This window comes from Micromonospora sp. NPDC049257 (assembly GCF_040678915.1).
GTDB lineage: Bacteria > Actinomycetota > Actinomycetes > Mycobacteriales > Micromonosporaceae > Micromonospora > Micromonospora antibiotica.
Map to the genome: position 1 here is coordinate 92,480 of NZ_JBFAQU010000016.1, position 25,277 is coordinate 117,756.

22 protein-coding genes and 1 pseudogene are annotated in these 25,277 nt (G+C 74.4%); 14 read left to right on the plus strand and 9 right to left on the minus strand.

The window, feature by feature from the left end:
- Positions 1-26 precede the first annotated feature (26 nt).
- Positions 27-1,475, plus strand: coding sequence for a cryptochrome/photolyase family protein (locus AB0K25_RS22215; protein ID WP_219462097.1), 1,449 nt, complete (start codon positions 27-29; stop codon positions 1,473-1,475).
- A gap of 25 nt (positions 1,476-1,500) precedes the next feature.
- Here the strand turns inward: AB0K25_RS22215 and AB0K25_RS22220 are convergent, their stop codons facing one another.
- Together AB0K25_RS22220 and AB0K25_RS22225 are read right to left on the minus strand one after the other, a co-directional pair.
- On the minus strand, positions 1,501-2,409 hold the full coding sequence (locus AB0K25_RS22220) for an SDR family NAD(P)-dependent oxidoreductase (protein ID WP_363822381.1): 909 nt from the start codon (positions 2,407-2,409) through the stop codon (positions 1,501-1,503).
- Between the two features lie 57 nt (positions 2,410-2,466).
- Positions 2,467-3,942, minus strand: a complete 1,476-nt coding sequence (locus AB0K25_RS22225; RefSeq protein WP_363822384.1) for an NAD(P)/FAD-dependent oxidoreductase — start codon at positions 3,940-3,942, stop codon at positions 2,467-2,469.
- Between the two features lie 156 nt (positions 3,943-4,098).
- On the opposite strand from AB0K25_RS22225, the gene AB0K25_RS22230 reads away from it, so the two are divergent.
- Both AB0K25_RS22230 and AB0K25_RS22235 read left to right on the plus strand, forming a co-directional pair.
- A complete protein-coding gene (locus AB0K25_RS22230; RefSeq protein ID WP_363822387.1) occupies positions 4,099-4,962 on the plus strand; it encodes a pentapeptide repeat-containing protein in 864 nt (287 codons plus the stop codon).
- 163 nt (positions 4,963-5,125) lie between these two features.
- The gene (locus AB0K25_RS22235) at positions 5,126-5,377 is read left to right on the plus strand and encodes a hypothetical protein (RefSeq protein ID WP_357533382.1); all 252 of its coding nucleotides are present in this window, start codon (positions 5,126-5,128) and stop codon (positions 5,375-5,377) included.
- 95 nt (positions 5,378-5,472) lie between these two features.
- Here the strand turns inward: AB0K25_RS22235 and rnhA are convergent, their stop codons facing one another.
- Both rnhA and AB0K25_RS22245 read right to left on the minus strand, forming a co-directional pair.
- Entirely contained in the window at positions 5,473-5,949 is a 477-nt protein-coding gene (gene rnhA / locus AB0K25_RS22240) for a ribonuclease HI (protein ID WP_219462111.1), read from the minus strand.
- A 47-nt stretch (positions 5,950-5,996) separates the two neighbouring features.
- On the minus strand, positions 5,997-7,184 hold the full coding sequence (locus AB0K25_RS22245; protein ID WP_219462112.1) for a lycopene cyclase family protein: 1,188 nt from the start codon (positions 7,182-7,184) through the stop codon (positions 5,997-5,999).
- A gap of 129 nt (positions 7,185-7,313) precedes the next feature.
- Between AB0K25_RS22245 and AB0K25_RS22250 the strand changes: the two genes are divergently transcribed.
- Complete coding sequence (locus AB0K25_RS22250; protein ID WP_363822392.1) at positions 7,314-8,411, plus strand: serpin family protein; 1,098 nt, start codon at positions 7,314-7,316, stop codon at positions 8,409-8,411.
- Positions 8,412-8,484: 73 nt separating this feature from the next.
- Positions 8,485-9,555: a Gfo/Idh/MocA family oxidoreductase gene (locus AB0K25_RS22255; RefSeq protein WP_219462116.1), complete on the plus strand. Its 1,071-nt coding sequence runs from the start codon at positions 8,485-8,487 to the stop codon at positions 9,553-9,555.
- On the opposite strand, the gene AB0K25_RS22260 is transcribed toward AB0K25_RS22255, so the two are convergent.
- Positions 9,538-10,800, minus strand: coding sequence for an MFS transporter (locus tag AB0K25_RS22260; RefSeq protein ID WP_357533374.1), 1,263 nt, complete (start codon positions 10,798-10,800; stop codon positions 9,538-9,540). The two genes, AB0K25_RS22255 and AB0K25_RS22260, sit on opposite strands and share 18 nt — an antisense overlap.
- Before the next feature lie 111 nt (positions 10,801-10,911).
- Between AB0K25_RS22260 and AB0K25_RS22265 the strand changes: the two genes are divergently transcribed.
- From AB0K25_RS22265 to AB0K25_RS22290, 6 genes are all read left to right on the plus strand, one after another.
- Positions 10,912-11,772: a class I SAM-dependent methyltransferase gene (locus AB0K25_RS22265; protein WP_357533372.1), complete on the plus strand. Its 861-nt coding sequence runs from the start codon at positions 10,912-10,914 to the stop codon at positions 11,770-11,772.
- Positions 11,773-12,106: 334 nt separating this feature from the next.
- Positions 12,107-12,595 carry a hypothetical protein gene (locus AB0K25_RS22270; RefSeq protein ID WP_219462122.1) on the plus strand — a complete coding sequence of 163 codons (489 nt, stop codon included), beginning with the start codon at positions 12,107-12,109 and terminating at the stop codon, positions 12,593-12,595.
- Between the two features lie 137 nt (positions 12,596-12,732).
- The gene (locus AB0K25_RS22275; protein WP_219462124.1) at positions 12,733-13,365 is read left to right on the plus strand and encodes a class F sortase; all 633 of its coding nucleotides are present in this window, start codon (positions 12,733-12,735) and stop codon (positions 13,363-13,365) included.
- Between the two features lie 77 nt (positions 13,366-13,442).
- Complete coding sequence (locus AB0K25_RS22280; RefSeq protein ID WP_357533370.1) at positions 13,443-14,552, plus strand: magnesium and cobalt transport protein CorA; 1,110 nt, start codon at positions 13,443-13,445, stop codon at positions 14,550-14,552.
- Positions 14,553-15,128: 576 nt separating this feature from the next.
- Positions 15,129-15,779 (plus strand): C39 family peptidase, encoded by a 651-nt coding sequence (locus AB0K25_RS22285; protein ID WP_219462126.1) that lies wholly within the window; start codon positions 15,129-15,131, stop codon positions 15,777-15,779.
- Between the two features lie 97 nt (positions 15,780-15,876).
- Positions 15,877-16,272, plus strand: coding sequence for a YchJ family metal-binding protein (locus tag AB0K25_RS22290; protein WP_208570799.1), 396 nt, complete (start codon positions 15,877-15,879; stop codon positions 16,270-16,272).
- Between the two features lie 107 nt (positions 16,273-16,379).
- Here the strand turns inward: AB0K25_RS22290 and AB0K25_RS22295 are convergent, their stop codons facing one another.
- The 4 genes and pseudogenes from AB0K25_RS22295 to AB0K25_RS22310 form a co-directional block, all read right to left on the minus strand.
- Complete coding sequence (locus tag AB0K25_RS22295; protein WP_357538404.1) at positions 16,380-17,654, minus strand: MFS transporter; 1,275 nt, start codon at positions 17,652-17,654, stop codon at positions 16,380-16,382.
- Between the two features lie 551 nt (positions 17,655-18,205).
- Positions 18,206-18,925 (minus strand): annotated as a pseudogene (locus AB0K25_RS22300) (hypothetical protein); the annotation flags it as partial.
- An 82-nt stretch (positions 18,926-19,007) separates the two neighbouring features.
- The gene (locus AB0K25_RS22305; protein WP_219462135.1) at positions 19,008-20,624 is read right to left on the minus strand and encodes a serine/threonine-protein kinase; all 1,617 of its coding nucleotides are present in this window, start codon (positions 20,622-20,624) and stop codon (positions 19,008-19,010) included.
- Positions 20,625-20,763: 139 nt separating this feature from the next.
- Positions 20,764-21,288 (minus strand): MarR family transcriptional regulator, encoded by a 525-nt coding sequence (locus AB0K25_RS22310; RefSeq protein WP_219462137.1) that lies wholly within the window; start codon positions 21,286-21,288, stop codon positions 20,764-20,766.
- Positions 21,289-21,338: 50 nt separating this feature from the next.
- Between AB0K25_RS22310 and pip the strand changes: the two genes are divergently transcribed.
- From pip to AB0K25_RS22325, 3 genes are all read left to right on the plus strand, one after another.
- A complete protein-coding gene (gene pip, locus AB0K25_RS22315) occupies positions 21,339-22,292 on the plus strand; it encodes a prolyl aminopeptidase (protein ID WP_363822401.1) in 954 nt (317 codons plus the stop codon).
- Positions 22,293-22,486: 194 nt separating this feature from the next.
- Positions 22,487-23,617 carry an N-acetylmuramoyl-L-alanine amidase gene (locus tag AB0K25_RS22320; RefSeq protein ID WP_219462140.1) on the plus strand — a complete coding sequence of 377 codons (1,131 nt, stop codon included), beginning with the start codon at positions 22,487-22,489 and terminating at the stop codon, positions 23,615-23,617.
- A gap of 58 nt (positions 23,618-23,675) precedes the next feature.
- Positions 23,676-25,250 (plus strand): FMN-binding glutamate synthase family protein, encoded by a 1,575-nt coding sequence (locus AB0K25_RS22325; RefSeq protein ID WP_219462141.1) that lies wholly within the window; start codon positions 23,676-23,678, stop codon positions 25,248-25,250.
- Positions 25,251-25,277 lie beyond the last annotated feature (27 nt).

Below are 25,277 nucleotides of genomic sequence, written 5' to 3' on the forward strand. Positions count from 1 at the left end.
ATCGGCTGACTGGGCACAATCGACACATGTCTCCCCGCCGGTGGTTGCTCGCCGATCAACTCGGGCCGCACTTCCTGGACGACGACCGGCAACCGGTGCTGCTGATCGAGGTCAGCGAGTTGTTCCGGCGTCGGCGGCTGCACCGGCAGAAGGCGCACCTGATCCTCAGCGCCCTACGCCACCGCGCCGCCGAACTGGGCGACCGGGCGCTGCTGGTGCGCGCCGGCACCTTCCGGGAGGCCCTGGCGTCGGTCGACGGCCCGGTCGAGGTCTGCCACCCCAGCACCCGGGCCACCCACGACTTCGTCAGGTCCGTCCCGGGACTGACCGTGCTGCCACCCCGCGGCTTCGTCACCGACCGGGCCGACTTCGCCCACTGGGCCGACCAGCCCCGACGGGGACCGCTCCGGATGATCGACTTCTACCGGCACGTGACCCGACGGCACGGGGTGCTCACCGGCCCCGGGCCGACCGCACACGCCGGACCCACCCCCGGCGGGCGGGCCCTGGACGTACCGCCCGCACCGCCGATCGTCGAGGACGACATCGACGCCGAGGTACGGGCCGACCTGGACCGGTGGGAACGCGACGGGGTGCGGTTCGTCGGCCGGGACGCCCCCCGCGCGCACCCGGCCAGCCACGCCGAGGCCGACCAGCGGCTGGAGCACTTCCTGCGGTACCGGCTGCCCGACTTCGGCCGCTACGGCGACGTGATGAGCGCCGAGGACCCGGTGCTGGCCCACGGGATGCTCTCCGCCTCGTTCAACCTCGGGCTACTCGACCCGGCGGTGGCGGTGACCCGGGCGGAGGCCGCCTGGCGGGCCGGCGACGCCCCACTGGACTCGGTGGAGGCGTTCCTGCGCGGTCTTCTCGGCTGGCGCGAGTTCCTCTGGCAGCTCTACTGGCACGTCGAGCCGGCCCGGCCGGACACCGGCCGGTTGGCCGCGACCGAACCGCTGCCACCGTGGTTCCTCGACCTCGACGCCGACGCGGTGGAGGCACGCTGCCTCGCCGACGTGCTCGCCGGAGTCCGGGACCGGGGCTGGGCCCACCAGGCCCAACGGCTCCTGGTGCTGGGCAACCACGCGTTGCAACGCGGGTGGCGCCCCGCCGAACTGGCCGACTGGTTCCAGCGCTGCTTCGTCGACGGCGTCGACTGGGCGATGAACACCACCGTGATCGGCCTGAGCCAGTACGCCGACCTGCCCCGGGTCGACACCCGCCCCTACGCCGTGGACGGCCGGTACATCGACGAGATCAGTGACTACTGCACCGGCTGCCGCTACCAGCCGGACCGGGAACTCGGCGATCTCGCCTGCCCGTACACCGGGGGGTTCGCGGCGTTTCTGCACCACAACCGGGAGAAGCTGGTGGCCGACCCCCGGCTGGCCGCGGAACTGGCCGCCCGGGACGACCCGCAGCACCGGGAGGCGGTGCTGGCGCAGGAGGAGAAACGGGGCAGCAACCCGCCCTGACCGGCGGTGCCGGGACGCGGGCCCCTCACGCCACCTCACCGGCGGGCAGGTCGGTCGGGACCGGGGCCGCCGACCGGGGAGACAGGGCGGAACGCCCCGCCGCACCACCGGCGAGGCGGATACCGGCGGTGAGCAGCCGACCGTACGAGCCGGGCAGGACCCGGCCCAGCAGATCGGGCAACTTCGCCGACCAGCCGATCAGCACCCGGCCGCGACGCCGTTCGACGCCGTCGAGGATCACCTCGGCGGCCCGCTCGGGCGCGATGGACAGCAACTTCTCGAACTGCCGCAGCGTGGCCGCGAACTCCTCGCGGGCCACCCCGCTGCCGACCCGGGCGTTACGGGCGATCCGGGTGGCGATGCCGCCGGGATGCACCGACGTCACCCCGATGCCGTCCTCGGCCAACTCGTGCCGCAGCGCCTCGGTGAACCCGCGCAGCGCGAACTTGCTGGCCGCGTAGGCGGTCTGCCCGGCCGGCGCGATCAGGCCGAACAGGCTGGAGACGTTGACCAGGTGCGCTCCCGGCTCGGCCTTCAACGCCGGCAGCAGGGCATGGGTGAGCTGCACCGGCGCCCGGAAGTTGATGTCGACGACCCAGTGAAACTCGTCCATGGTGACCTGGTCGAACCGGCCGCCGAGGGCCACCCCGGCGTTGTTGACCAGCAACCGGATCCGGGGATGCCGGGCCTGGATCTCCTCGGCCACCCGGGCGGTGGCACACAGGTCGGCCACGTCGACCACGTGGGTGTCGACCCGTCGACGGGGGTGGGTGGCACGGATCGCGGCGGCCACCGCGTCGAGCCGGTCGACGTCCCGGTCGAGCAGGACCAGGTCGCTGCCGCGCCGGGCCAACCCGTGGGCGAGCGCCTCACCGATTCCGCTGGCGGCACCGGTGACCACGGCGGTCCCGGCCGGGAAAACGAAGCTACGCACGCGGCCTCCTCGCTGCGAAACAGGAACGGATTGCAGTGTGGTCGACGGTGGGTCGACTCAACCGACCGGGGTGTCGGCGGCCGCCCGGGAGAACCGCACCCCCTCGTCGACGAGCCGGCCGTGCTTCATCAGCAGGACGTCCCGGACGTAGTTCTGGTGCAGCCGCCACGGCGTCCGGGGACCCTGCCTGGGCAGACCGTCCACACTGCGCAGCACGTACCCCGACCGCAGGTCGATGATCGGCGACAACGGCCCGTCGGCGGGCGCGACGGGGGTGACGACCTGCTGGCCGGTGGCGTCCAGGTGCCGCAGCAACCGGCAGACGTAGGTGGCGACCAGGTCGGCCTTCAACGTCCAGGAGGCGTTGGTGTAACCGATGGTCAACGCGAAGTTCGGCACCCCGGAGAGCATCATCCCCTTGTACGCCACCGTCGCGCCGAGGTCGACGTCGACACCGTCCACGGTGAGGGCCATCCCGCCGAGGGCCAACAGTTGCAGGCCGGTGGCGGTGACCACGACGTCGGCGGGCAGTTCGACGCCGGAGCCGAGCCGGACGCCGCCGGGGGTGAACGTGTCGACGGTGTCGGTGACCACCGACGCCCGCCCCGACGCCACGGCCGCGAACAGGTCCCCGTCCGGTGCCACGCAGAGCCGCTGGTCCCACGGGTCGTAGCGGGGCGAGAAGTGCCGGTCCACGTCGTAGCCGGCCGGCAGCCGCCCCCGGGCCGCCCGCAGCAGGAACGCCCGCACCGCCTTCGGGGCCCGCCGGCTGAGCTGGTAGTTGACGGTGCCGAGCAGCACGTTCTTACCCCGCACCAGCGGGTACGCCAGCCGGGCGGGCAGCCCGCGGCGCAGCAGGTCGGCCACCCGGTCCCGGGTCGGCAACGCGATCACGTACGTGGGGGAACGCTGGAGCATGGTGACGTGCCCGGCCCGCCGCGCCAACGCCGGCACCAGGGTCACCGCCGTGGCACCGCTGCCGATCACCACCACCCGCCGGCCGGTGTGGTCGAGGTCCCCCGGCCAGTGCTGCGGGTGCACCAGACGGCCCGCGTACCGCTCGACACCCGGAAAGTCCGGTGTGTAGCCGGCGTCGTACCGGTAGTAGCCGGTGCAGGTGAACAGGAAGTCACAGGTCAGCACCACCTCCTCGGCGGTGTCGTCGCGTCGGGCGTGGACCGTCCACCGGGCGGTGCCGCTGTCCCACCCGGCGCGGACCACCCGGTGGCGGAACCGGATGTGCTCGTCGACGCCGTACCGCCGGGCGGTGTCGCGCACGTAGCGGCGGATGGAGTCGCCGTCGGCGATGGCCTTCGGGTCGGTCCACGGCTGGAACGAGTAGCCGAGGGTGAACATGTCCGAGTCGGAACGGATGCCCGGATAGCGGAACAGGTCCCAGGTGCCGCCGATCGCGTCGCGCGCCTCGAACACCGCGTACGTCTTGTCGGGGCAGTCGCGTCGCAGGTGACAGGCGGCACCGACCCCGGACAACCCCGCACCGACGATGAGCACGTCGACATGCTCGGTGGCCATCGCACCTCCCGGGTCCCGAGGCGGTGACCGGACCATATCCCACCCGGTCGCCGCCCCGTCGCCGTCCGGCGGACAATGGTGGGGGCCGCAGCCGGCCCACGGGGATCTCCGGCCCGACCGGCCGGCACCAGCGTCGAGGCGGGGAGAACGGACGGCATGTCGGAAACCAGCGGGCTACGGGCCGACTGCGCCCGGTGCGTCGGGCTGTGCTGCGTCGCGCCCGCCTTCACCGCCTCCGCCGATTTCGCCCACGACAAGCCCGCCGGCCGACCCTGCCCCCGGCTGGGCGCCGACTCCCGGTGCGGCATCCACGACGAGCTGCGGGAACGCGGCTACCCCGGCTGCGTCGTGTTCGACTGCTTCGGCGCCGGCCAGCGGGTCAGCCAGGTCACCTACCCGGGGCGGGACTGGCGCGACGACCCGACCACCGCCGCCGGCATGTTCGCCGCGTTCGCCGTGGCGCGGCCGCTGCACGAACTGCTCTGGTACCTCACCGAAGCAATGACGCTCACCCCGCACGGCCCGCTGCGTGACCAGCTGCGCGCCGCCCGGGACGCCACCGACACCCTGGCCGCCGGCACCCCCGGGGAGCTGGCCTCGGTCGACGTTGACGCCCACCGGGGCCGGGTGAACCCGCTGCTCGCGGCCGCCAGCGAGGCCGCCCGCGCCGGCACCGGCGGGGCCGACCGGCGGGGCGCGATGCTGCTCGGCGCGAACCTGCGCGGTGCGGACCTGCGCGGTGCGAACCTGCGGGGCGCGTGCCTGGTCGGCGCGGACCTGCGGGGAGCGGACCTGCGCCGGGCCGACGTCACCGGCGTCGACCTGCGCGGGGCGGACCTGCGCGGGGCGGACCTGTCCAGCACCCTCTTCCTGCACCAGTCGCAGCTGGAAGCGGCCCGGGGCGACCGGCACACCGCGCTGCCCGCCCGGCTGCGCCACCCCGGGCACTGGACCGGGCTGACCCTCACCCCGACCCGCCGCCTGGGTGCCACCCGCCGCGCACGCCGCCCCCGCCGCTGACATCCCAGCCGGGTGGTGGTGGACCCGGCCGGTGGTCGGCCCGTGCTCCACGGGCCGCACCGAGCGCGGCGGGAACCCGGCCGGTGGGCGCGGTGCTCGACGGGCCGCACCGCCGCACGGCGGGTCGGGTTTGCCCGGCGGTGTGGCGGGCAGGTAGGTCGGCATGACGGACGAACGACACACCGACCGGGCCGACACCGACGAGCCGGACGGCGTACCGGCGTACGAGGCGTCGCTGCGCCCGCCGGGCGAGTCGCTGGGCAGCGGCGGCGACACCGGCGACGACTTCGCCGACCTGCCCGCCGAGGAACACCTGTCGGCCCGGGAGACCAGCCGCGCGGGGTACGACGTCGATGCGGTCTCCGGCGCGGGCGACCCCGCCGAGGAGGAAGCCGCCAACCCCGCCACCGAGTGACCCGACCCACCGCCGGCCACCGACCCGGGCCGGCGGCAGGCGGGACCGGTCGCGGGCACGGCGGCCCACCGGGAAGGCCACAGCCGGGGCGGCACTCAGCGGGAGGTGCCCACCGCCGACCGGGCCTCGGTCATGCCCCGGTTGGCCAACGCGTCCGCGCGTTCGTTCTCCGGGTGGCCGTTGTGCCCCTTCACCCAGTGCCAGCTCACCTCGTGCCGGGCGCAGGCCGCCTCCAACCGCTGCCACAGGTCGGCGTTCTTCACCGGCTGCTTCGCCGCGGTCCGCCAGCCGTTACGCTTCCACGACGCCAACCACCCGGTGATGCCGTTACGCACGTACGTGCTGTCGGTGTGCAACCGCACCACGCACGGCCGGGTCAGCGTCTCCAACGCCTCGATCGCAGCGGTCAACTCCATCCGGTTGTTGGTGGTCGGGGTGGCCTCGCCACCGCACAACTCCCGCTCGTGCCCGCCGAAACGCAGCACCACACCCCAACCGCCCGGCCCGGGGTTGCCGCTGCACGCCCCGTCGGTCCAGATCTCCACGACCCTGCCGGCCGCCGCGTCCACCATGCCACCGAACCTACCGCTCCGGTCCACCGGCGACCGTCGCCGTGCCCTCAGCGCCGGGTCAACCGGGCGCGCAACCGACCGGCCGCGTCACCGAACACCGCCGAGGTCATCGGCAACAGCGGACTGGACCGCATCACCGCCAGATCCTCCGCCGGGGTGGTCGCCCCGTCGAGGAAACGCAGCACCCGCGACGCCGGGTTCCGGTCGAACAGCCGGTCGAAGAACTCCGGACCACCCACCGCACCGGAATCCCACGCCCGCAACGCCACCGCGTCCATCCACCGGTGCCGCCCCGGATACGCCGCCCGGGGCACCGGCGGCCGACCCGCGGCGAGCGCGGCGGCGACCTGCCCGGCCTGCCGGTGCATCGCCGAGAAGGTGAACCCGGTCGACGGACGGGTCGCCCCACCGGCGGTGCCCAACCGCACCACCCGGGGCGACGGCCGCCGGTCGAACGGCGCGTCCGTCATCGGGATCACCCCGTCCTCGACCTCCCGCACCGTCAACGCCGCCAGGTCCAGACCCAACAGCCCGGCATACCCGCGCAGCCCCGCGTCGTAGCCCGCGTCGGAGAGCACCGCCGGGGAGAACTCGGTGTACTCCACCAGCGCGTACCGGTCACTGACCGGCAGCACGTAGCCGAAGGAGACACCCCGTCGCGGCTGCGGGGTGCGAAAATCCATCAGCACCGCCCGCCCCGGATCGAACACCGGCGTCGACGACTCCAACCACCAGCCCCGGAAGTGCTGCAACCAGGCCGTCCGGCCGGGCCGACGCGGTAGACGGGGACGCGAGTCGAGCACCCAGCCGGCCCGCAGCACCGCCCGCCCGTCGGTGTCGCGCACCGACACCGCCGAGCCGTCGTCGTCGAGCACCCCCACCGCCGCGTCGTACCGGACCGCACCGAGCCGCTGCTCCGCCTCGGCGGCCCGCTCGTACACCGGCGCGGAGCGCAGCATCGCGTACCGCAACGGGGTCAGGTCCAACACCCGGGCGACGGCCGGGGTGGCCACCTCCACCCGCGACCAGCTGGCGCTGAGCATCGGCTCCAGGTCGCCCCCCGGGGTGCCCCAGAACGCCCAGGTGCGGTCCTGACCACGCTTGCGCACCGGGTCCACCACGGCGACCCGCAGCCCCGGCAGCACGTGCCGGGCCAACGCCGCGAGGACCAGCGATCCGGCCCCGCCGCCACCGACGACGGCCAGGTCGACTTCGGCCGGTACGCGCACACCCACCCGGCCACGCTGTCACACCACCACCGACCAGCGGCACGGACCCCACCCCACCACGCGCACCCGCCCACACCGGGCCGCCCACCGGTGGCGGCACGCCGCCGGCCGCGTACCCGGGTAGCGTGCCGCCCCATGAGCCCGTCCGCCAACGCCCTCACCGCCCGCTGGGCCGCCCGACTGGACGACCGGCAGACCGTCCTGTCCGGCGCCGGGGTGTACCCGCTGCTCGCCCTGCTCGCCCGGTACGCCACCGGCCCGGCCCGCGACGAACTGCACGCCGTCGCCCCCACCCCGGCCACCCCCGTCGACTCCCCCACCACCCGGCTGGCAACCGGCTTCTGGTCCCGCGCCGGACTGCCCCTGGGCCGGCGGTGGCGCACCGAACTGGACAACACGACCCGGAGTGAGCTGACCGGCGACCCGACGGTCGACCAGCCGCGACTCGACCAGTGGGTACGGGAGCAGACCGACGACCTGATCGACCGGCTGCCGATCCAGGTCCGGCCGGGCACCGCCCTGGTGCTGGCAAACGCGCTGACCGTGCTGGTCGACTGGGCCACCCCGTTCCGGCCGGCCCACTGCCAGCCGACGACCGGGCCGTGGCAGGGCCGCCCACTGGCCGGACTGCACCGCTGCGGCGGCGACCCGGCCTCGCTACGGGTCGCCGACACCCCCGCCGGCCCGATCAGCCTGCTCACCGTCACCGGGGACGCCGACGTCGACGTGCTGCTCGCCCTCGGCCCGGCCGGACAACCGGCCGCCCGGGTGCTCCCCGCCGCGCTCACCGCCCTCGACCACCCCGCGACCCTGCCCGCACCGGCCGGGCCGGGCGTCACCGAGGACACCGTCCAGGGGTACGACGACCGCCCGGAGCTGCTGGTGCGTACCGTCGGGTTCACCGTCACCGGCGACCACGACCTGCTCGACCACGCCGACCTGTTCGGCCTGGTCGCCGCCGGACGCGACGGCGACCACTTCCCCGACATCAGCCCCCAGTTGTCGGTCTCCGACGCCCGGCAGAGCGCCCGGGCCGAGTTCACCGCCACCGGATTCCGCGCCGCAGCCGTCACCGCCATCGGCATGCGGGCCGGCTCCGCGCCACCCCGCACCACCGTCCGTCGACGACGGATCCGCCTCGACGTCGACCGCCCGTTCGGTTTCCTCGCCGTGCACCGCCCCACCGGTCTGGTGCTGATCGCCGGCTGGGTGACCGACCCCACGGGGGCCTGAACCGGCCGGTCACCGGCGACGCGTAGGTTCGGTGCGACCGGACGACCAGCGCCGACGATCGGGGAAACCCAGCATGACGGACAGCACGCGCCAGCCACTGCGGGTCGGGCTGCTCGGCTACGGCGTCGCCGGCCGGTTCTTCCACGCCCCGCTGATCGCCGCCACCCCCGGCCTGCGGCTGAGCGCCGTCGTCACCGCCGACCCGCAACGCCGGGAGCAACTGGCCGCCGAGCACCCCGACGCCCGGGTCGTCGACGACGCCGGGGCGCTGTGGGCCGACCCGGACGCCCTCGACCTCGTCGTGGTGGCCACCCCGAACGCCTCCCACGTGCCCCACGCCCGCGCGGCGGTCGCCGCCGGGCTGCCGGTGGTGGTGGACAAGCCGCTCGCCGCCACCGCCGACGACGCCCGCGCACTGGTCGACGAGGCACACCACCGGGGCGTCCCGCTGACCGTGTTCCAGAACCGCCGGTGGGACGGCGACTTCCGCACCGTACGACGGCTGGTCGAGGACGGCGCGCTGGGCCGGGTGACCCGCTTCGAGTCCCGCTTCGAACGCTGGCGACCGCAGATCAGGGCCGGCTGGCGGGAAGGCGGCAGCCCGGCCGACGCCGGTGGCGTCCTCTACGACCTCGGCGCCCACCTCGTCGACCAGGCCGTACAGCTGTTCGGGCCGGTCGGCACCGTCTACGCCGAGGTGGACCGGCGGCGACCCGGCGCACAGGTCGACGACGACGCGTTCGTGGCGCTCACCCACGTCGGCGGGGTCCGCTCCCACCTGTGGATGAGCGCGGTCACCGCCCGACTCGGCCCCCGACTGCGGGTCCTCGGCGACCGGGCCGGATACACCTGCCACGGGCTCGACGGGCAGGAGGACGCGCTGCGCCACGGCGGCCGACCCGGCACCCCCGGCTGGGGCGAGGTCACCCCCGACCGGTACGGCCTGCTCGGCGCGGGCGACGACCTCCGGCCGGTGCCCACCGAACCGGGCCGCTACCAGGACTTCTACGCCCAGGTCGCCGCAGCGCTGCGCGGCGACGGGCCGCTGCCGGTGGACCCCCGCGACGCGGTACGCACGGTGGAGCTGATCGAGCTGGCGCACCGCTCGGCCGCCGAACGGACGGTGCTACCCGTCCCCGCCTGACGTGACGGGCTGCCGGGGTGCCGTGCCCGCGTAGGCGGCGGCGACGGCGGACCGGTCGAACACCCGCCAGGTCGCCGCGGACACGGCAACGGCCACCACGAACCCCGCCCAGTAGGGTGCGGTCAACCCGAACGTGCCGGCCACCACCCCGCCGAGCAGCGCGCCCGCGCAGTTGCCGCCGGCCGCGATGAACAGCGTCGTCGCACCGACCCGGCCCCGCAGCTCCGACGGGGTCAGCCGCTGCCGCAGCGAGTGGAACACGATCCCCCACAGGGCGCCGTGCACGCCGAACGCGAACAGCGCGAACCCGACCAGCCAGGCGCTGGTCGAGGCGGCCAGCGTCAGGTGCAGCCCCGCCTCGACCAGCAGCCCGACCCGCACCGTCCAGGTCGGGGTGACCCGGGCGATGAGCCGGTCACCGACCACCGCGCCGAGCAGCCCACCGACCGACATGCTGGTGAACAGCAGGCCGTAACCGACGGAGTCCAGACCGAGCCGCTGCGTCGCGAGCAGCACCAGCACCGCCATCGCGGCCGTCAGGGTGAGGTTGAGCAGGCCGATCAGCACGGCCATCGCACGCAGCAGCCGCTGGCCGAGCAGGAACCGGAAACCCGCCCCGATCTCCGCGCGCACCGACCGGGCCGCCGACGGGACCGCCTCCCCACCGCCCCGGTACGACCCGGCGATCAGCGCGACGAGCACCGCGCTGAGCGCGTACGTGCCGGCGTTGACCAGGAACGGGAGGCTCTCGGCGAGCACGAACAGGAACCCGCCGAGCGGGCCCGCCAGCATCCCCTGGGCCAGCGTGGTGCCGCCGCCGAGCCAGCCGTTGGCCCGTTCCAGCCGGGACGTCGGCACCAGCGTGGGGAGCATCGCCTGACTGGCCGACCGGAACACGATCTCGCCGGTGTTCACCACGAACAGCACGGCGTACAGCAGCGGTATGCCGGCCCGCCCGGCCAGCATCGCCGCGCCCAGCGACACCAGGGCGACCACCCGGACCCAGTCGATGACCACCATCAACCGCCGCCGGTCCAGCCGGTCGGCCAGCACCCCGCCGGGCAGGGCGAAGAGCAGCCAGGGCAGCCAGGCCGCCCCGGCGGCAGCGGCGACCACCAGCGGATCGTCGCTACGCGCCGCCGCGTACAGCGGGGCCGCCACCGTGGCCATGCCACTGCCCAGCGCCGACAGCGTGCTCGCCGCCCAGAGCCGGCCGAACCGGGCGTCCAGGCCCTCCCCCGTCACGGTCCGGCAACCTACCAGCCAGGTCGGACACCCACCGTCGTCCACCGGCTCGGGGCGGTCGGCCACCGAATTGCCGTTGAGCGGACCACCGGCATCTGCCACCGTCAGCCGGTGACTGACAACGACCACCCGGGCCCCGGTCGGCCCGGCACCGACTACCGCGCCCTCAACCGGGCCAGCTGGGACGACCGGGCCGCCGCCCACGCCGCCTCCCCGGACTACGCCGTGGACCGGTTCGCCGCCGACCCGGCGTACCTCAGCGAGGTGGTCCGGTTCGACCTGCCTCGCCTCGGTGACGTGGCCGGGCTGCGCGGCGTGCACCTGCAGTGCCACATCGGCACCGACACCGTGTCGCTGCACCGGCTCGGCGCGCGGATGACCGGCCTGGACTTCTCCGGCGCCTCGCTGGCCCAGGCGCGGGCGCTGGCCGAGCGCACCGGCGCGGCCGTCGACTTCGTCCAGGCCGACGTCTACGACGCGCCCGACGTCCTCGGTGTCGGCGGTTTCGACCTGGTCTACACGGGCGTCGGCGCGTTGTGCTGGCTGCCGGACATCAGGCGTTGGGCGGGCGTGGTCGCCGCCCTGCTGCGGCCGGGCGGGCGGCTGTTCCTGCGCGAGGGGCACCCGATGCTGTGGGCCCTGGACGAGACCCGCCCGGACGGCCTGCTGGCCGTCGAGCACCCGTACTTCGAGCGCACCGAACCGGTGGTGTGGGACGAGGGCGGCACCTATGTGAGCACCGAGGCGACGTTCACCCACAACACGACGCACGAGTGGAACCACGGTCTCGGCGAGGTGGTCACCGCCCTGCTCGACGCCGGGCTGGAGCTGACCATGCTGTGCGAGCACGACAGCGCCCCCTGGGACGCGCTGCCGGGGCGGCAGGTCCGCGACGGGCACGGCGAGTGGCGGCTGACCGAACGCCCGTGGCGACTCCCCCAGACGTACACCCTCCAGGCCCGTCGCCGCTGACCTTTCGCCGGGCCGTGTCCGCCAGCCGCCTCCTGTCCCGGAAGGCGGCTGGCGGTTTGTCGGGGTGGGTACGGTCTGTGCCGCGCGCAGTGGGTCACAGCCGCTAGGGCGTCCTAGGAGGCTGGGTTGTGGTCGGGGCGGGGTGTCCGCACTGTCCCGGCAATTCCGCCGCTCGGCGGCGCGGGGGAAAACACGTGACGGCAACGAAGATTTCTCATTTACCCCGTTACGGGGGGTCAACCCTCCTAGTGTTGGCCACACCGGTGAGTTACGGAGTTGGCCACCCGAACGACGTCCCACGCAGACAGCGGACGAAAAGTGAGGGAAGACGCGTATGAAGGCACAGAAGGTTCTCGTAACGACGGCGCTCGGCGTGGGACTCGGCACGCTCCTGCTCCCGACGGCAGCGCTCGCGGACACCACGGTGTCGCCGGCCAGCACCCCGGTCGGCGGAACGGTCGTGCTCACCGCGACGACCTGCAACCCGAAGTCCGGTGACGTGCTCTTCCACGTCACCGGCCCGGACCGGGACCAGAACGTCCGCTCCACCACCGCCGCCGCCGGCGGTGGGCTGAGCGCCGAACTCTTCACCGCCGGTTTCACACTGGGCACCTACACCGTCGCCGCCACCTGCGGTGACGGCAGCGCCGCCGGCAGCGCCACCTTCGCCGTCACACCGATCGGCGGGGCACCCGCCGGCGGTGGCGGCGGCACCGGCAACACCGGCCTGCTGGCCGCCGGTGGCGCGCTCGCCGGGGCCGCCGCGCTCGGCACCACCGTGCTGCTGCGCCGCCGACGCCGGGCGGCGGCCACCGTCGGCTGACGGCCGGCGGCGACCCCGGCGCGACCGACGCCGGGTCGCCTGACGGCGAGCCACACACCATCCCTGGGACGGGTGCCCGCACCGGCGCGAACCGGCGCGGGCACCCCGACCACGTCGGACGTCGGGGAGGACGGGCGATGGGCGTACGCGAATGGACGGTCCGGACCCGCACCGCCGTCACGGCGGTCACGGTCAGCGGTGCCGCCGGGATCGCCCTGCTCGCCGCCGGGCTGACCATCGGACCGGTCGGGCCACCCCAGCCGAGCATCGACGTCAGCGGCGGCAACAGCAGCCGCTCCCCGATCCCGGCCCTGCCCCGCTCCACCCCGGTCCGCATCGACATCGCCGCCATCGGCGTCCACGCCGACCTGGTGCCGGTGGCGGGCGATCCGAACGGCACCCTGGAGGTGCCCCCACTGGACAGTCCCGCCGTCGCCGGCTGGTACCGGCCGGGGGCCAGCCCCGGCGAAGCGGGCAACGCCGTCGTCGTCGGGCACGTCGACACCCGGGACGGGCCGGCGGTCTTCTTCGACCTCGGGCGGCTGCGCCCCGGCGACACCGTCCGGGTGACCCGCGCCGACGGGCGGACCGTCACCTTCGCCGTCGACGGGGTCGGGACGTACCCGAAGCGGGGCTTCCCCACCGCGCTGGTCTACGGGCCGGGCGGACCTGGACCGGCGTTGCGCCTGGTCACCTGCGGGGGGCGGTTCGACGAACGGTCCCGCGACTACTCCGACAACATCGTCGTGCGGGCCACCGCCGTCGGCTGACCGTCACCCGGCCCCACCCCTGTCGCGCCGGCCTACTACGGTGGGCCGGCGGACGGGCGGCGAGGCGGAGGTACCCGGTGGAGCGGCGAGCGCTGACGACCCTGCTCGGTCCCCGACTGCACACCCTGGTCGGCCGGCTACGCCGACAGGCCGGGGAGACCACTACCGCCACCACCCGACGGGTCAACCCCGATGCCGTGGTCGACTGCGCGGTCTACGTCAACGGCCGCCGGGAGACCGGCCGGCCACACTACGCCGACGCGTACGCCCGGGCCCGGCGCAGCCGCAACGCGTTCGTCTGGCTGGGGCTGCACGACCCGGGCGCGGCGGTGCTCGCCGCCGTCGGGCAGGTCTTCGGTCTCGACGAGCTGACTGTCGCGCAGGCCCTCGCCGACGGGCACCGGCCCACCGTGCAGCGGCACGGCCCGGTCACCCTGCTGGTGCTGCGCACCGCCGCCTACGTCGCCCAGGGCGAGCTGACCGCGACCTCCGAGGTGGTGGACACCGGTGACGTGATGGTGCTGCTCGGCGACCGGTTCGTGGTCACCGTCCGGCACGGCGCCTCCGGCGCCCTCGCGCCGGTCCGCCAGGCGATCCAGGGCCGCCCGTCGCTGCTCGCCGAGGGCCCGTGGGCGGTGGCGTACGCGGTGACCGCCCGGATGGTCGACCTCTACCTGGAGGTCGCCGCCCACCTCGAGCAGGACCTGGAACGGGTCGAGGAGAGCGTCTTCGCCCCGGAGCACAACGCCGACATTCAGCAGATCTACCAGCTCAAACGGGAGTTGGTGGAGTTCAAGCGGGCGGTGCTGCCGCTCCAGGAGCCGTTGCGCGCCCTGGTCTCCGGCCCGGACGACGGCCCGCCTGCGGGGCTGCGCCGCTGGTACGTCGACGTGGAGGGCCGGCTCACCCGGGCCGTCGACCGGATCACCTCCTACGACGAGCTGCTCAACTCGATCCTGCAGTCCCGGCTCACCCAGCTCGCGGTCGACCAGAACAACGACATGCGCAAGATCGCGGCGTGGGCGGCGATCGCCGCCACCCAGACCGCCGTGGCCGGCGTCTACGGGATGAACTTCGCCCGGATGCCCGAGCTGTCCTGGCGGTACGGCTACCCGGCCGCGTTGGCGTTGATGGCGACGGCGGCATTCACCCTGCACCGGATGTTCCGCCGATCCGGCTGGCTCTGATCCCGCCGGCCGGGGTCCGGCCGCGTCGACAGCCGGACCGCCGGCAGCCCGGCACGGCACGCCCGGCTGGGACCGATGAGGGGTCCGGGCACCCGCCGCCATGCCCGTCCGGCACCCGCCTCGTGCCGGTACCGCAGTTTCCGCGCGGGATGGCGGGTTCGCCCTGCGCGGGGTCGGGCGGCGGCGGTCACCGGGCGGCGGATGGTGTCGGGTGACGTGCTTACGCCGGTGGAGGTGGGTTCGGGCGTGGTGTCCGGTTCCGTGGCAGCGCGGTCGTCCGGTGATCGGCGGGCCGTCCCCGGTGGGTGCGGTGTCCCGTGGCCGGGGCCACCCGCACGGCGGAATCGTCGCCGGGGCCGGGGCGTTGTACCTGGCATACCACCGCCACTCCCCCACCCCCCGGGGGGGACGGCCCCGGAACCCCGACCGCGGAATGCGGTCGCCACCGGGTCGGTTACACCTCCCTGGACGCCCGAGCAGGTCCCCCCGACCGCCAGGCGATCCCCTGAACTGCCGGCCACGCCCCACCCCCTGAGGGCGTCCGCCACACCCCCGAATGCAGAGGAGCACGCGACCATGCGTACCGATCTGATCCGCAAGACCGCCCTGACCGCCGCCGGCCTCGCCTTCACCACCGGCGCCATCGCCGGCCCACTGACCACCGCCCACGCCGCCGACGCCCGAACCCCCACCACGGCGCAGACCGAACGCCGACCCGCCGGCGAGCGTGAACTGACGATGAACTACCAGCCCCAGCCCAACTTCTACTACTGCGGCCCCGCCGCCACCCGCAACGCCCTGTCCGTCCAAGGCAAGAACATCGACGTCGACGCCATGGCCAAGGAAATGCGCACCACCGAAAACGGCACCGACAGCATCAACGACATCACCCCCGTACTCAACAAGCAGACCGGCCGCAAAGCCTACGAAAGCACCGAAATCCGCACCACCAAGGCCGACGACAAGCAGACCAACGAACTCCGCACCGACATCGTCCGCACCATCGACGACGGCCGCGCCGTAGTCGCCAACATCGCCGGCACCGCCACCGACACCGACGGCACCACCCACGCCTTCGAAGGCGGCCACTACATCAGCGTCATCGGCTACCGCGACGCCGGCAAGACCGTCACCATCGGCGACTCCGCCAACCCGAACACCGCGTCCTACCGGATGAGCGTCGACAACCTCGCCGACTGGATCGCCACCCGCGGCTACACCTCCTGACCCGCTACTCGTCCTGACCTCGAACACCGACACGGGCCGCCCCCACCCAGGGGGCGGCCCGATCGTCGGTCACGGGGCGTGCGGCAGGATGGGCGTCATGGCCAAAGACGCATCCCGGCGGTCCTGCCCCTGCGGCACCGGGCTGCCGTACGACGACTGCTGCGGGCCGCTGCACCGGGGCGAGGGTACGGCCCCGACGGCGGAGGCGTTGATGCGGTCCAGGTTCAGCGCCTTCGCCGTCGGCGACCCCGCCTACCTGTTGCGCAGTTGGCACTCCCGCACCCGGCCGGGCGGGCTACGACTCGATCCCGCCCAGCGGTGGACCCGGTTGGAGATCGTGGAACGCACGCGCGGCGGCCTGCTCGACAGCACCGGCACTGTGGCGTTCCGCGCCCACTACCGCGACGCCGGGCAGCCGGGCACCGTGGACGAGCACAGCCGGTTCGTCCGGGAGGACGGCAACTGGGTCTACCTCGACGCGCTGCCGGGCTGATCCCGGCGACGCCGATCGCGCCCGGGCCCGGGAGCCCCGGCGGCGGGCGTCGGCCCCTCGGCAACGGCGCACGTCCGCCGCCGCCCGCTCACCGCCCCGGTGCCGGCTCACGAAACCACCTCCCCCGGCGGGCGGGGCCGCGGCACCGCACCGGACCGCCCCGACACCAGCAACGCGGCGGCGACCAGCAGGTAGGGCCCGGCCGCCGCCGCGAACGCCATCGCGTGCCCGCCCGTCGTGGCGACCAGCGCGTAACCGCCGTAGGCGACGATCATCGCCAGGTCGGTGCCCATCCCGGCGAGCGAGGTAACCGTCGCCCGCCCCGGGCCGGTGATCCGGGCCTGCAACCGGGCGTCGGCGAGCACCGTGGCCAGTTGCAGGGCGCAGAACGCCACGCCGAGCAGCACGAAGCCGCCCGGATGTCGTACGACGGCCCCGCCGGCCAGCGCGACCGCGGCCAGGGCGAGCAGCGCCGCGTACCCCCGGGTGGACAGGCGCTCCACCGTCGGGGCGAGCAGGCCGCCGACGGTCATCCCGAGCCAGACCGGCAGGAGCAGCAGTGGCACCGTGGACGTCGGGACACCGGTGTCCCGGGCCAGCAGCGGGGTGTACTCGTCGAGGATGCCCCAGAGTGCCGTCACCGCCGGGACGAGCAGCACGGCGGCACGTACCCGCCGGTCGGCGCGTGCCTCGGCGAGACCGGTGCGCAGGCTCGCCCACCAGCCCACTTCGGCCTCCGCGCCGTCCGGTGGCCCGGGGACCGGCACGGTCGACGAGCCGGCGGCCGGCGCGGCGGGACGGTGTTCCGGGAACCGGGTGGCCACGGTGGCGGCCAGCACACCGGACAGCACGCTCGCCGCGCCGACCACCGGCCACCCACCGACGGCGAGGACCGGGCCGGCCAGACCGAGCGAGGCGAGCACGCCGAGCACCCCGGCGGTCCGGGCCCGGCCCATCGTGCGGGCGTACCGTCCGGCAGCGCCGAGCCGGTCGAGTTCGGTGTAGACCAACGCCTCGAGGGCGCCGGAGCCGAACGCGCCGGCGGCACCCCAGAGCACGAAGCCGAGCGCGAACGCCCACCACGACGGCACCAGCACCCACAACGTGAAGCAGGCCCCGGTGAGCAGCGGCGCGAGGCAGAGCAGCAGGCGGCGGGAGACGGTGTCGGCCCAGGCCCCGGACGGGACCTCCAGCAGGACAGCCGTCATCGACCAGAGCACGAACAGCCCGGAGATCTGCCCGACGGTGAGGCCGGTGTCGCTGAACAGCAGGACGTACACCGGATAGAGCAGGACAAGGTCGTCGAGGAACAGGTAGCAGTAGAGCGTGGTCGACAGTCGGCGGACACGGGTGTCGGGCACCCGTGTGCAGGTGAGGGTCATCAGGGCCTTTCCACGGGACGGAACGGACGCGGGAGGTACGGCGTCCGCGGCGGCCCGCGGCTTCGGCCTTCAGGGCCGGATCAACATCGCCAGGTCATCCGCCGATGCTAGCCCGTCCCGGCCCTGGGGTGCGGCCCTGCGGGGTGCACACGGCGGCGGGGCGGGACCCTGGTCCGGTCCCGCCCCGCCGCCTGCGCTGTTCAGCCTCGGGGCGTGCCCGGGTCCAGCGGGGGAATGACCATGGTGGCCTCACTGTCGGTGGTGGAGCCGTCCACCGGCCCGGCCTGGCGCGGCACCGCGACGCCTGACGTGTCGGTGACGTCCCGGTCCGCGCCCGGCGCTGCCGGTGGGGTCGGTTCCGGGTCGGCAGGACGGGACACGACCTGGGTCTGCTCCGCCTCGTCGGACCGTGGCAGGACCTGGGTCGCCTCGGCGTCGTCGGGGCGGGTCACCACCTGGGTGCGCTCGGCGTCGTCGTCCAGCGACGTCGGTGGGGTGGGTGTGGCGGCGGTGGGCACCGGCGGGGTGCGCTCGGCCTGCGCGTACGGGCCCAACCGGGCAGCGACGTCCTGCCGGCCCGCCTGGTAGGCACGGGCGTGGGTGGCGATGGTGCGGGACTCCTGCTCGGCACGGGTCAGCCAGGACTCCCAGCGGGCCTGCATGGGACGGATCAGTCCGCCGCCGACCCCGACGACGAGGATTCCGCCGACGGTGGCGAGGACGGCGATCAGCACCGGCGTGGTGACCGCGGTGGCGACACCGATCTGGTTGAGGGCGGCGATCACCCCGAGCCCGAGGATGAACACCGAGGCGATGTTGGCCAGCACCCGGCCGTAGGACAGGCCGCCGAGCGCGCTGCTGATGATGTCCTTGACCGCGTTGGCGATCGCGGCGGCGACCACCACGATGACGATGGCGACGAACGCCCGGGGCAGCCAGGCGATCACCCCGGCGATCAGGTCGGAGATCGGGTTGGGCCCCCAGATGCCGAAGGCGAGTTGGAGGGTCACCAGCAGCACCCCGTAGTAGGCGAGCTTGGCGACGATGTCGCTGGCGTCGTAGCGGGAGCGGGCCAGGGCGGTCTTGATGCCGCCACGCTCGACGGCCCGGTCGAAGTGCACCCGCTCCAGCACCTTGTCGACGATCCTGCGGACGGCCTTCGCGATCAGCCAGCCGGCCACCAGGATCGCCACGAAGGCGACCGCCTTGGGCAGGAACAGCAGCACCGCGCGGAGGGCGTCACCCGCCGCGTCGCCGAAGTTGTCTGTCATCCGTGGTCCTCCACCGTCAGCTCGGTCGACCCCCGAAGCTACCCCCGGCCGGTGCGTTGGAAACTCCGGTCGGACCGGACGGTCAGCCCGACGTGCAGGTGGGCAGCAGTGACACCACCACCGGGCCGGTGGGGGCGGAGGCGTTGCCGGCGTCGTCGACGGCGATCACCTGGACCGGGATCCTGGTGGTCGCCGGGGGCGTCGGCAGGTCGCCGAGGGTGCCCGCGAAGGTGTCCGGGCCGGTCTGGGTCATGGCGACCGTGCGGGTGGCCCCGTCGAGGGTGTAGCGCAACGACACCCGCAGCAGGTCGCCGGCAGCCCCGTCGTCGAGGACCCGGGCGGTGACCGTGGTCGAGGTGGCCACGTCGGGGCAGCCCTTCGGCTCCACCGTGGCCGGGCTGGCGTCCACGGCCGACACCGTCGGCGGGAACACGTCGGGGGGCAGCAGCGGGCTGATCGGCGTGGCCGGTGGTGTGGGACTCGGGGTGCGTACCCGGGTGGTGGCGGCGGTGGCCGACCGGGCCGGGCTGGTGGGCGGTGGGTCCGTCGTGGTCGCCGCCGGGGTGGGGCTGCGGCTCGGCTCCGGCGGCACGACGCTGATGGCCGGGGCGGCGGCGAGCGGCGCGGGGCTGCGGGTGGTGGCGGCGGTCGCTCCCGGCCCGACGGCACCGTCGGCGAGGGTGAACGCCCCGGGCCCGCGGGCGACGTAGCCCAGCCCGACGACGCCGACCAGCAGTGCCGCGGTCAGCCCGACACCGACCAGGGCGTTGCGGGTGCCGCCGCGCCGGGGGCCCGGGTGGGGCCCGGCGGGGTCGACGGCGGCCGGGTCGACGTGCCCGGGGGCACCCTCGGGGAAGGGGAGGCAGGCGGCGAGCAGCGCGACCCGTTGGGCCAGCTGACGCCGCCCCCGTTCCTCCCACTCCCCGCCGTACGAGCGGGCGGCGGTGTGTTCCAGCTCGGTGAGGAAGATCTCGGCGGGCTGGGTCCGGTCGGCGGGGCACCAGGCCAGGCCGTGGCGGAGCAGGTCGTGCACCGGGGCGGGGGTCGGGGTGCCGGGGATCGGGGTGGCGCTGTGCTGCGCGCGCAGGGTGGCCAGGTCCCGTCCGTCGTAGGGAGGTCGGCCGGTGAGGCACTCGAAGAAGGTCGCGGTGGCGGCGTAGATGTCACCGGCCGGCTCGGCGGGGGCCCCGGTCCACTGCTCGGGGGCCTGGTAGTGCCGGTTGCCGGTGGGCGGGGTGATGCCGACGTCGGTGAGCGTGGGCCACCCGTCGCGGGTGACGAGCACGTTGTCGGGGCGGTGGTCACCGTGCACCACACCGCGGGCGTGTACAGCGGCGAGCCCGGCGAGGGAGCCCTTGAGGACGCAGAGCGCGGCCTCCGGACCGATGGGGCCGCGCGTGCGCAGCAGCTGACGCAGCGGCACGCCGTTGACCAGCTCCACCACGATCGCCGCGGCGGCGTGCGTCTCGGCGTACTCGAAGAGGCGGCAGACGTGCGGGTCGTCCACCTCGACCAGCAGTCGCGCCTGCTCGCGCAGGGCCATCCGGAAGGCCGGATCGCCGCCGAGGGCCGGGGTCAGGTAGCGGATGGCGACCGGGGTGCCGGTGGCGTCGTGGGTGGCGAGCAGCACCGGGCCGGACGTGCCCGCGCCGAGCTGCCGTACCGGGGTGTAGCCGGACAACCGCCAGTCGCCGGTCACCCGCCGGCCTTTCCGGTCCGCCGGGACTGGTCACAGGTCAGGGCCACACTGATCATTCTTACCCGGCGGGAGCTGCGGTGAATCGGCGCAACGGTTGTTTCCTCGCCTCCGGTCGTCCGGCTGCGAAGATTACTTTCGGTCACCGGGGTGGGGTCGGGGGCTGTCCGCCCGTCGCGGGCGGACGGGCGAACTGCGGGGCGATGTCGGCGATGCGTTGCCGCATCGGCCGCTGCCGCAGCGCGGCCAGCGCCTCGTCGACGAGGCGGCTCAGCGGGTACGCCAGCTCCGCCTCGAACCGGCGGGCGGCGGTGGCGGTGGCGGCGTACTCGGCGTGCAGGACGGGCAGCAGGTGCCGGGCCCGGTCGGTGGGGGTGACGACGCGTTGCCGGGCGTCGACGCCGGGGGTGAGGGTGACCAGCCCGTCGGCCGCCATCCGGGCGACGGTCTGGCTGGCGGCGGAGTGGGTCACCCCGGTCGCCCCGGCCAGGGTACGGATCGACGCCGGCCCGAGGCGGTCCAGCGCGATCAGCACCGGGGTGTAGCGGGGTCGGAAGCCGGGCAGCCCGAGGTCGGCGTAGACGGCGGCGACGTCACCGTCGAGCAGGTCGAGCAGGTGCCGCAGTCGGGTGCCGAGCAGTGCGGGGTCGGACGGTTCGTCGGGCATGCCGTAATGTAACAGCGCTGTTGTATCTCGCGCTCCCGGGGAGGCCACCGATGGACGAGCGGTACCCACCGATCGAGCCCTACGACCAGGGCATGCTCAACGTCGGCGATGGCAACGCGGTCTACTGGGAGGTGTGCGGCAACCCGGCCGGGCGGCCCGCGCTGGTCGTCCACGGTGGACCGGGCTCGGGCTGCGGCCCGTGGGCCCGGCGGTACTTCGACCCCGACCGCTACCGGGTGGTCCTGTTCGACCAGCGCAACTGCGGACGCAGCACCCCGCACGCCGCCGACCCGGCCACCGACCTGCGGCACAACACCACCGCGCACCTGGTCGCCGACATGGAACGGCTGCGCGGGCACCTGGGCGTCGACAGGTGGCTGCTCTACGGCGGCTCGTGGGGCTCGACGCTGCTGCTGGCGTACGCGCAGCGGCACCCGCAGCGGGTGTCGGCGATCGTGATCGGGGCGGTCACCACCACCCGCCGGTCGGAGATCGACTGGCTCTACCGGGGTGTCGGCCGGTACTTCCCCCGCGAGTGGGAACGGTTCCTCGCCGGCGGCGGCGTCGGCCCCGACGACGACGTGGTCGGCGCGTACGCCCGGCTGGTGCAGGACCCGGACCCGGCGGTCCGCGAGCGGGCGGTGCGCGACTGGTGCGCCTGGGAGGACGCGGTGGTCTCCGCCGAGGGGGTGGGCAACCCGTACGGTGACCGCCCGTCGGCCGAGCGGACCGCGATGGTGCGGATCTGCGCGCACTACTTCTCCCAGGGGGCCTGGTTGGCCGAGGGTGAGCTGATCCGGCACGCCGGTCGGCTCGCCGGCATCCCGGGGGTGCTGATCCACGGCCGGGTCGACCTGGGCAGCCCGCTGGCGACCGCCTGGGCGCTGCACCGGGCCTGGCCGGGCTCGCGCCTGCAGGTGGTCGAGGGGGCGGGTCACTTCGGCACGGCGCAGACCCGGCGGCACCTGCTGGCCGCCCTGGACGACTTCGCCGTCGCCGACTGAGCGGTCGCCCCGGGTCCATCCCCCGACGGCAGGACATTCGGACAGTTCTGCCCGGCACGGCTCGAAGACGGGCAGAATCGATCGATATCGCCCTCTAGCGCCGACCGCCGGAGTGGCAATATCCTCCATCACACGCGGAGTCACTGGAGCTAGTTTTCGTCGTCAGCGCCGCCGTCGCTCGCCGAGGAGATGCCATGTCCGTCGTACGCCCCGCACTCGACCGTCGTACGCTGCTGCGGGCCGGTCTCGGCGCGGCCACCGTCACGGTCGTCGGGTCCGACCTGGCCCTGCCGGGCGTCGCCGAGGCCGCCCCGGGCGCGGACCTGGACTGGATCATCGACTGCGACGAGTGGGACGCCCGCCCGCCCGCCGACCCGCTGTCGGTCAGCACGATCCCCACCAACAAGATCATCGTGCACCACATGGCCTTCCCGAACGTCACCGACCACTCCCGCGAGCAGGCGGTCACCCTGGCCCACGACTGCCAGGACCTGCACATGGACGGCAACGGCTGGTCCGACACCGGCCAGCACTTCACCGTCAGCCGGGGCGGGTACGTCCTGGAGGGACGGCACGGCAGCCTGGAGCGGCTACGGGCCGGTGACCGGCAGATGGTCTCGGCGCACTGCCCCGGCGAGAACGGCCGGGCCATCGGCATCGAGAACGAGGGCACCTACGTCACCGACACGCCGCCACAGGCGCTGCTCGACTCCCTGGTCCGGCTCTGCACCACCGTCTGCCGGCAGTACGGCCTGCACGCCCACGACATCTTCGGCCACTGGGACTTCCGCGCCACGCTCTGCCCCGGCGCGCAGTTCTACCGCCTCTTCCCCGGCATCCGCCGGCAGGTCGCGCACCGGCTCGGCACCCGGGCGGGCGAGGCACCGGCCCGCCGCTGGCCCGACCTGTGGCGCTTCGTCAACGCCCCCGGTGTCCAGGTCGCCCAGTACCTGCTGGCCCACCGCGGCTACCCGGTCACCCCGAGCGGCACGTTCGACGCCGCCACCGTCGCCGCGGTCGGCGACTGGCAGGCCCGCAACGGCATCCCGGTCGACGTCGACGCCACCCTGACCGCCCCCACCTGGGAAACCCTCGCGCCCGAACTCGACCGCGACGCCACCGGCCTGCCCGTGCAGGCGGTGCAGTTCATCCTGAACTGGAAGGGCTACGCCGAGGTCACCGTCACCGGCGGTTACGACCCGGCCACCCGCCGCGCCGTGCAGGACCTCCAGGCGCTGCACGGCCTGCCCCGCACCGGCACGGTCTCCACCGAAACCTGGTGCGCCCTGGTCGGCGGCATCGTGCGGCAGTCGCTGCGGCACTGACCACACGCCACACCGGCAGGCTGTTTGGGCGACGGCGGCAGCGGGGAGTGTGGCCGGCATGACGTGGGCCCGCCGCACCGTACCCGTGATCGCCGCCGCCGTCGCCGGCCTCGCCGCCCGGGACGTCCTCCAACGTGACCATGCGCTGCTGCGCAACTTCCCGCTGGTCGGGCGGGCCCGCTACCTGCTGGAGGCGATCGGCCCGGAGCTGCGGCAGTACATCGTCGCCGGCAACGACGAGGAACGCCCGTTCACCCGGGACCAACGGCGGTGGATCTACGCCTCGGCCAAGCAGGAGAACAACTACTTCGGCTTCGGCACCGACAACGACATCGAACGCAGCCCCGGCTACCCGATCATCAAACACCGCACGTTCGCCCGGACCGTCCCGTCGTCGGTGCCGACCGCCGGGCACGACGTACGGCTGCCGGCGGCCAAGGTGCTCGGCGGGCCACGCGGCCGGGCGAAGGCGTTCCGCCCCGGGTCGGTGGTCAACATCTCCGGGATGAGCTTCGGCTCGCTGTCCGGCAACGCGGTGTCCGCTCTCAACCAGGGGGCTGCGCTGGCCGGCTGCCTGCAGAACACCGGCGAGGGTGGGCTGTCGCCGTACCACCGCCACGGCGGCGAGCTGGTCTTCCAGCTCGGGACGGCGTACTTCGGCTGCCGGGACGCCCGGGGCCGGTTCGACCTCGCCCGGCTGCGCGACCTGGTCGCCGGCGCTCCGGTGCGGGCCCTGGAGATCAAGCTCAGCCAGGGCGCGAAACCCAGCCTGGGCGGGCTGCTGCCCGGGGCGAAGGTGTCCGCCGAGATCGCCGCCACCCGGGGCATCACCCCCGGGCAGGACTGCGTGAGCCCGTCGCGGCACGCCGAGTTCTCCGACTGCGACAGCCTGCTGGACTGGGTGGAGCTGCTGGCCGCCGAGACCGGACTGCCGGTCGGCATCAAGTCCGCCGTCGGCGACCTGGGGTTCTGGGAGGAGCTGACCACGCTGATGCGCGACACCGGGCGGGGCGTCGACTTCGTCACCGTCGACGGCGGCGAGGGCGGCACCGGCGCCGCGCCGCTGATCTTCACCGACTCGGTGTCGCTGCCGTTCCAGCAGGGCTTCGCCCGGGTCTACCGCACCTTCGCCGAGCGGGGACTGCACGAGCAGACCGTCTTCGTCGGCGCGGGCAAGCTCGGCCTGCCGGACAACGCCGTGGTGGCCTTCGCACTCGGCTGCGACCTGGTCAACGTGGGCCGGGAGGCGATGCTGGCGATCGGCTGCATCCAGGCCCAGAAGTGCCACACCGACACCTGTCCCACCGGCGTCGCCACCCAGAACGCCTGGCTGGCCCGAGGGCTGGACCCGGCCCGCAAGTCGGTGCGGGCGGCGAACTACATCGGCACCCTGCGCCGGGATCTGGTCAAGGTCGCCGAGGCGTGCGGGGTGGAGCATCCGGGGCTGATCGACACCGACGCGGTCGAGATCCTCGACGGCCGGACCTCGGCCCGCCCCCTGCGGGAGGTCTACGGCTACCAGCCGCAGTGGGGGTTGCCGTCGGCGGCCGACCGGGCGGAGATCGCCCGGCTGATGGCCGGCGAGGCACCCCGGGGTGGCAGCGCCCTCCCCTCGGCCACCGCCCAGCGCTGACCCGCGACCCGAACCGGGCAGCTCAGC

What these genes read in the sequence shown, in the direction of transcription:
- pip (WP_363822401.1), top strand. Translation starts at nt 21,339, where the DNA reads ATGGACGAGCGGTACCCACCGATCGAGCCCTACGACCAGGGCATGCTC.
- AB0K25_RS22325 (WP_219462141.1), top strand. Translation starts at nt 23,676, where the DNA reads ATGACGTGGGCCCGCCGCACCGTACCCGTGATCGCCGCCGCCGTCGCC.
- AB0K25_RS22285 (WP_219462126.1), top strand. Translation starts at nt 15,129, where the DNA reads ATGCGTACCGATCTGATCCGCAAGACCGCCCTGACCGCCGCCGGCCTC.
- AB0K25_RS22275 (WP_219462124.1), top strand. Translation starts at nt 12,733, where the DNA reads ATGGGCGTACGCGAATGGACGGTCCGGACCCGCACCGCCGTCACGGCG.
- AB0K25_RS22270 (WP_219462122.1), top strand. Translation starts at nt 12,107, where the DNA reads ATGAAGGCACAGAAGGTTCTCGTAACGACGGCGCTCGGCGTGGGACTC.
- AB0K25_RS22255 (WP_219462116.1), top strand. Translation starts at nt 8,485, where the DNA reads ATGACGGACAGCACGCGCCAGCCACTGCGGGTCGGGCTGCTCGGCTAC.
- AB0K25_RS22290 (WP_208570799.1), top strand. Translation starts at nt 15,877, where the DNA reads ATGGCCAAAGACGCATCCCGGCGGTCCTGCCCCTGCGGCACCGGGCTG.
- AB0K25_RS22310 (WP_219462137.1), bottom strand. Translation starts at nt 21,288, where the DNA reads ATGCCCGACGAACCGTCCGACCCCGCACTGCTCGGCACCCGACTGCGG.
- rnhA (WP_219462111.1), bottom strand. Translation starts at nt 5,949, where the DNA reads ATGGTGGACGCGGCGGCCGGCAGGGTCGTGGAGATCTGGACCGACGGG.
- AB0K25_RS22215 (WP_219462097.1), top strand. Translation starts at nt 27, where the DNA reads ATGTCTCCCCGCCGGTGGTTGCTCGCCGATCAACTCGGGCCGCACTTC.
- AB0K25_RS22320 (WP_219462140.1), top strand. Translation starts at nt 22,487, where the DNA reads ATGTCCGTCGTACGCCCCGCACTCGACCGTCGTACGCTGCTGCGGGCC.
- AB0K25_RS22235 (WP_357533382.1), top strand. Translation starts at nt 5,126, where the DNA reads ATGACGGACGAACGACACACCGACCGGGCCGACACCGACGAGCCGGAC.
- AB0K25_RS22225 (WP_363822384.1), bottom strand. Translation starts at nt 3,942, where the DNA reads ATGGCCACCGAGCATGTCGACGTGCTCATCGTCGGTGCGGGGTTGTCC.
- AB0K25_RS22250 (WP_363822392.1), top strand. Translation starts at nt 7,314, where the DNA reads ATGAGCCCGTCCGCCAACGCCCTCACCGCCCGCTGGGCCGCCCGACTG.
- AB0K25_RS22230 (WP_363822387.1), top strand. Translation starts at nt 4,099, where the DNA reads ATGTCGGAAACCAGCGGGCTACGGGCCGACTGCGCCCGGTGCGTCGGG.
- AB0K25_RS22295 (WP_357538404.1), bottom strand. Translation starts at nt 17,654, where the DNA reads ATGACCCTCACCTGCACACGGGTGCCCGACACCCGTGTCCGCCGACTG.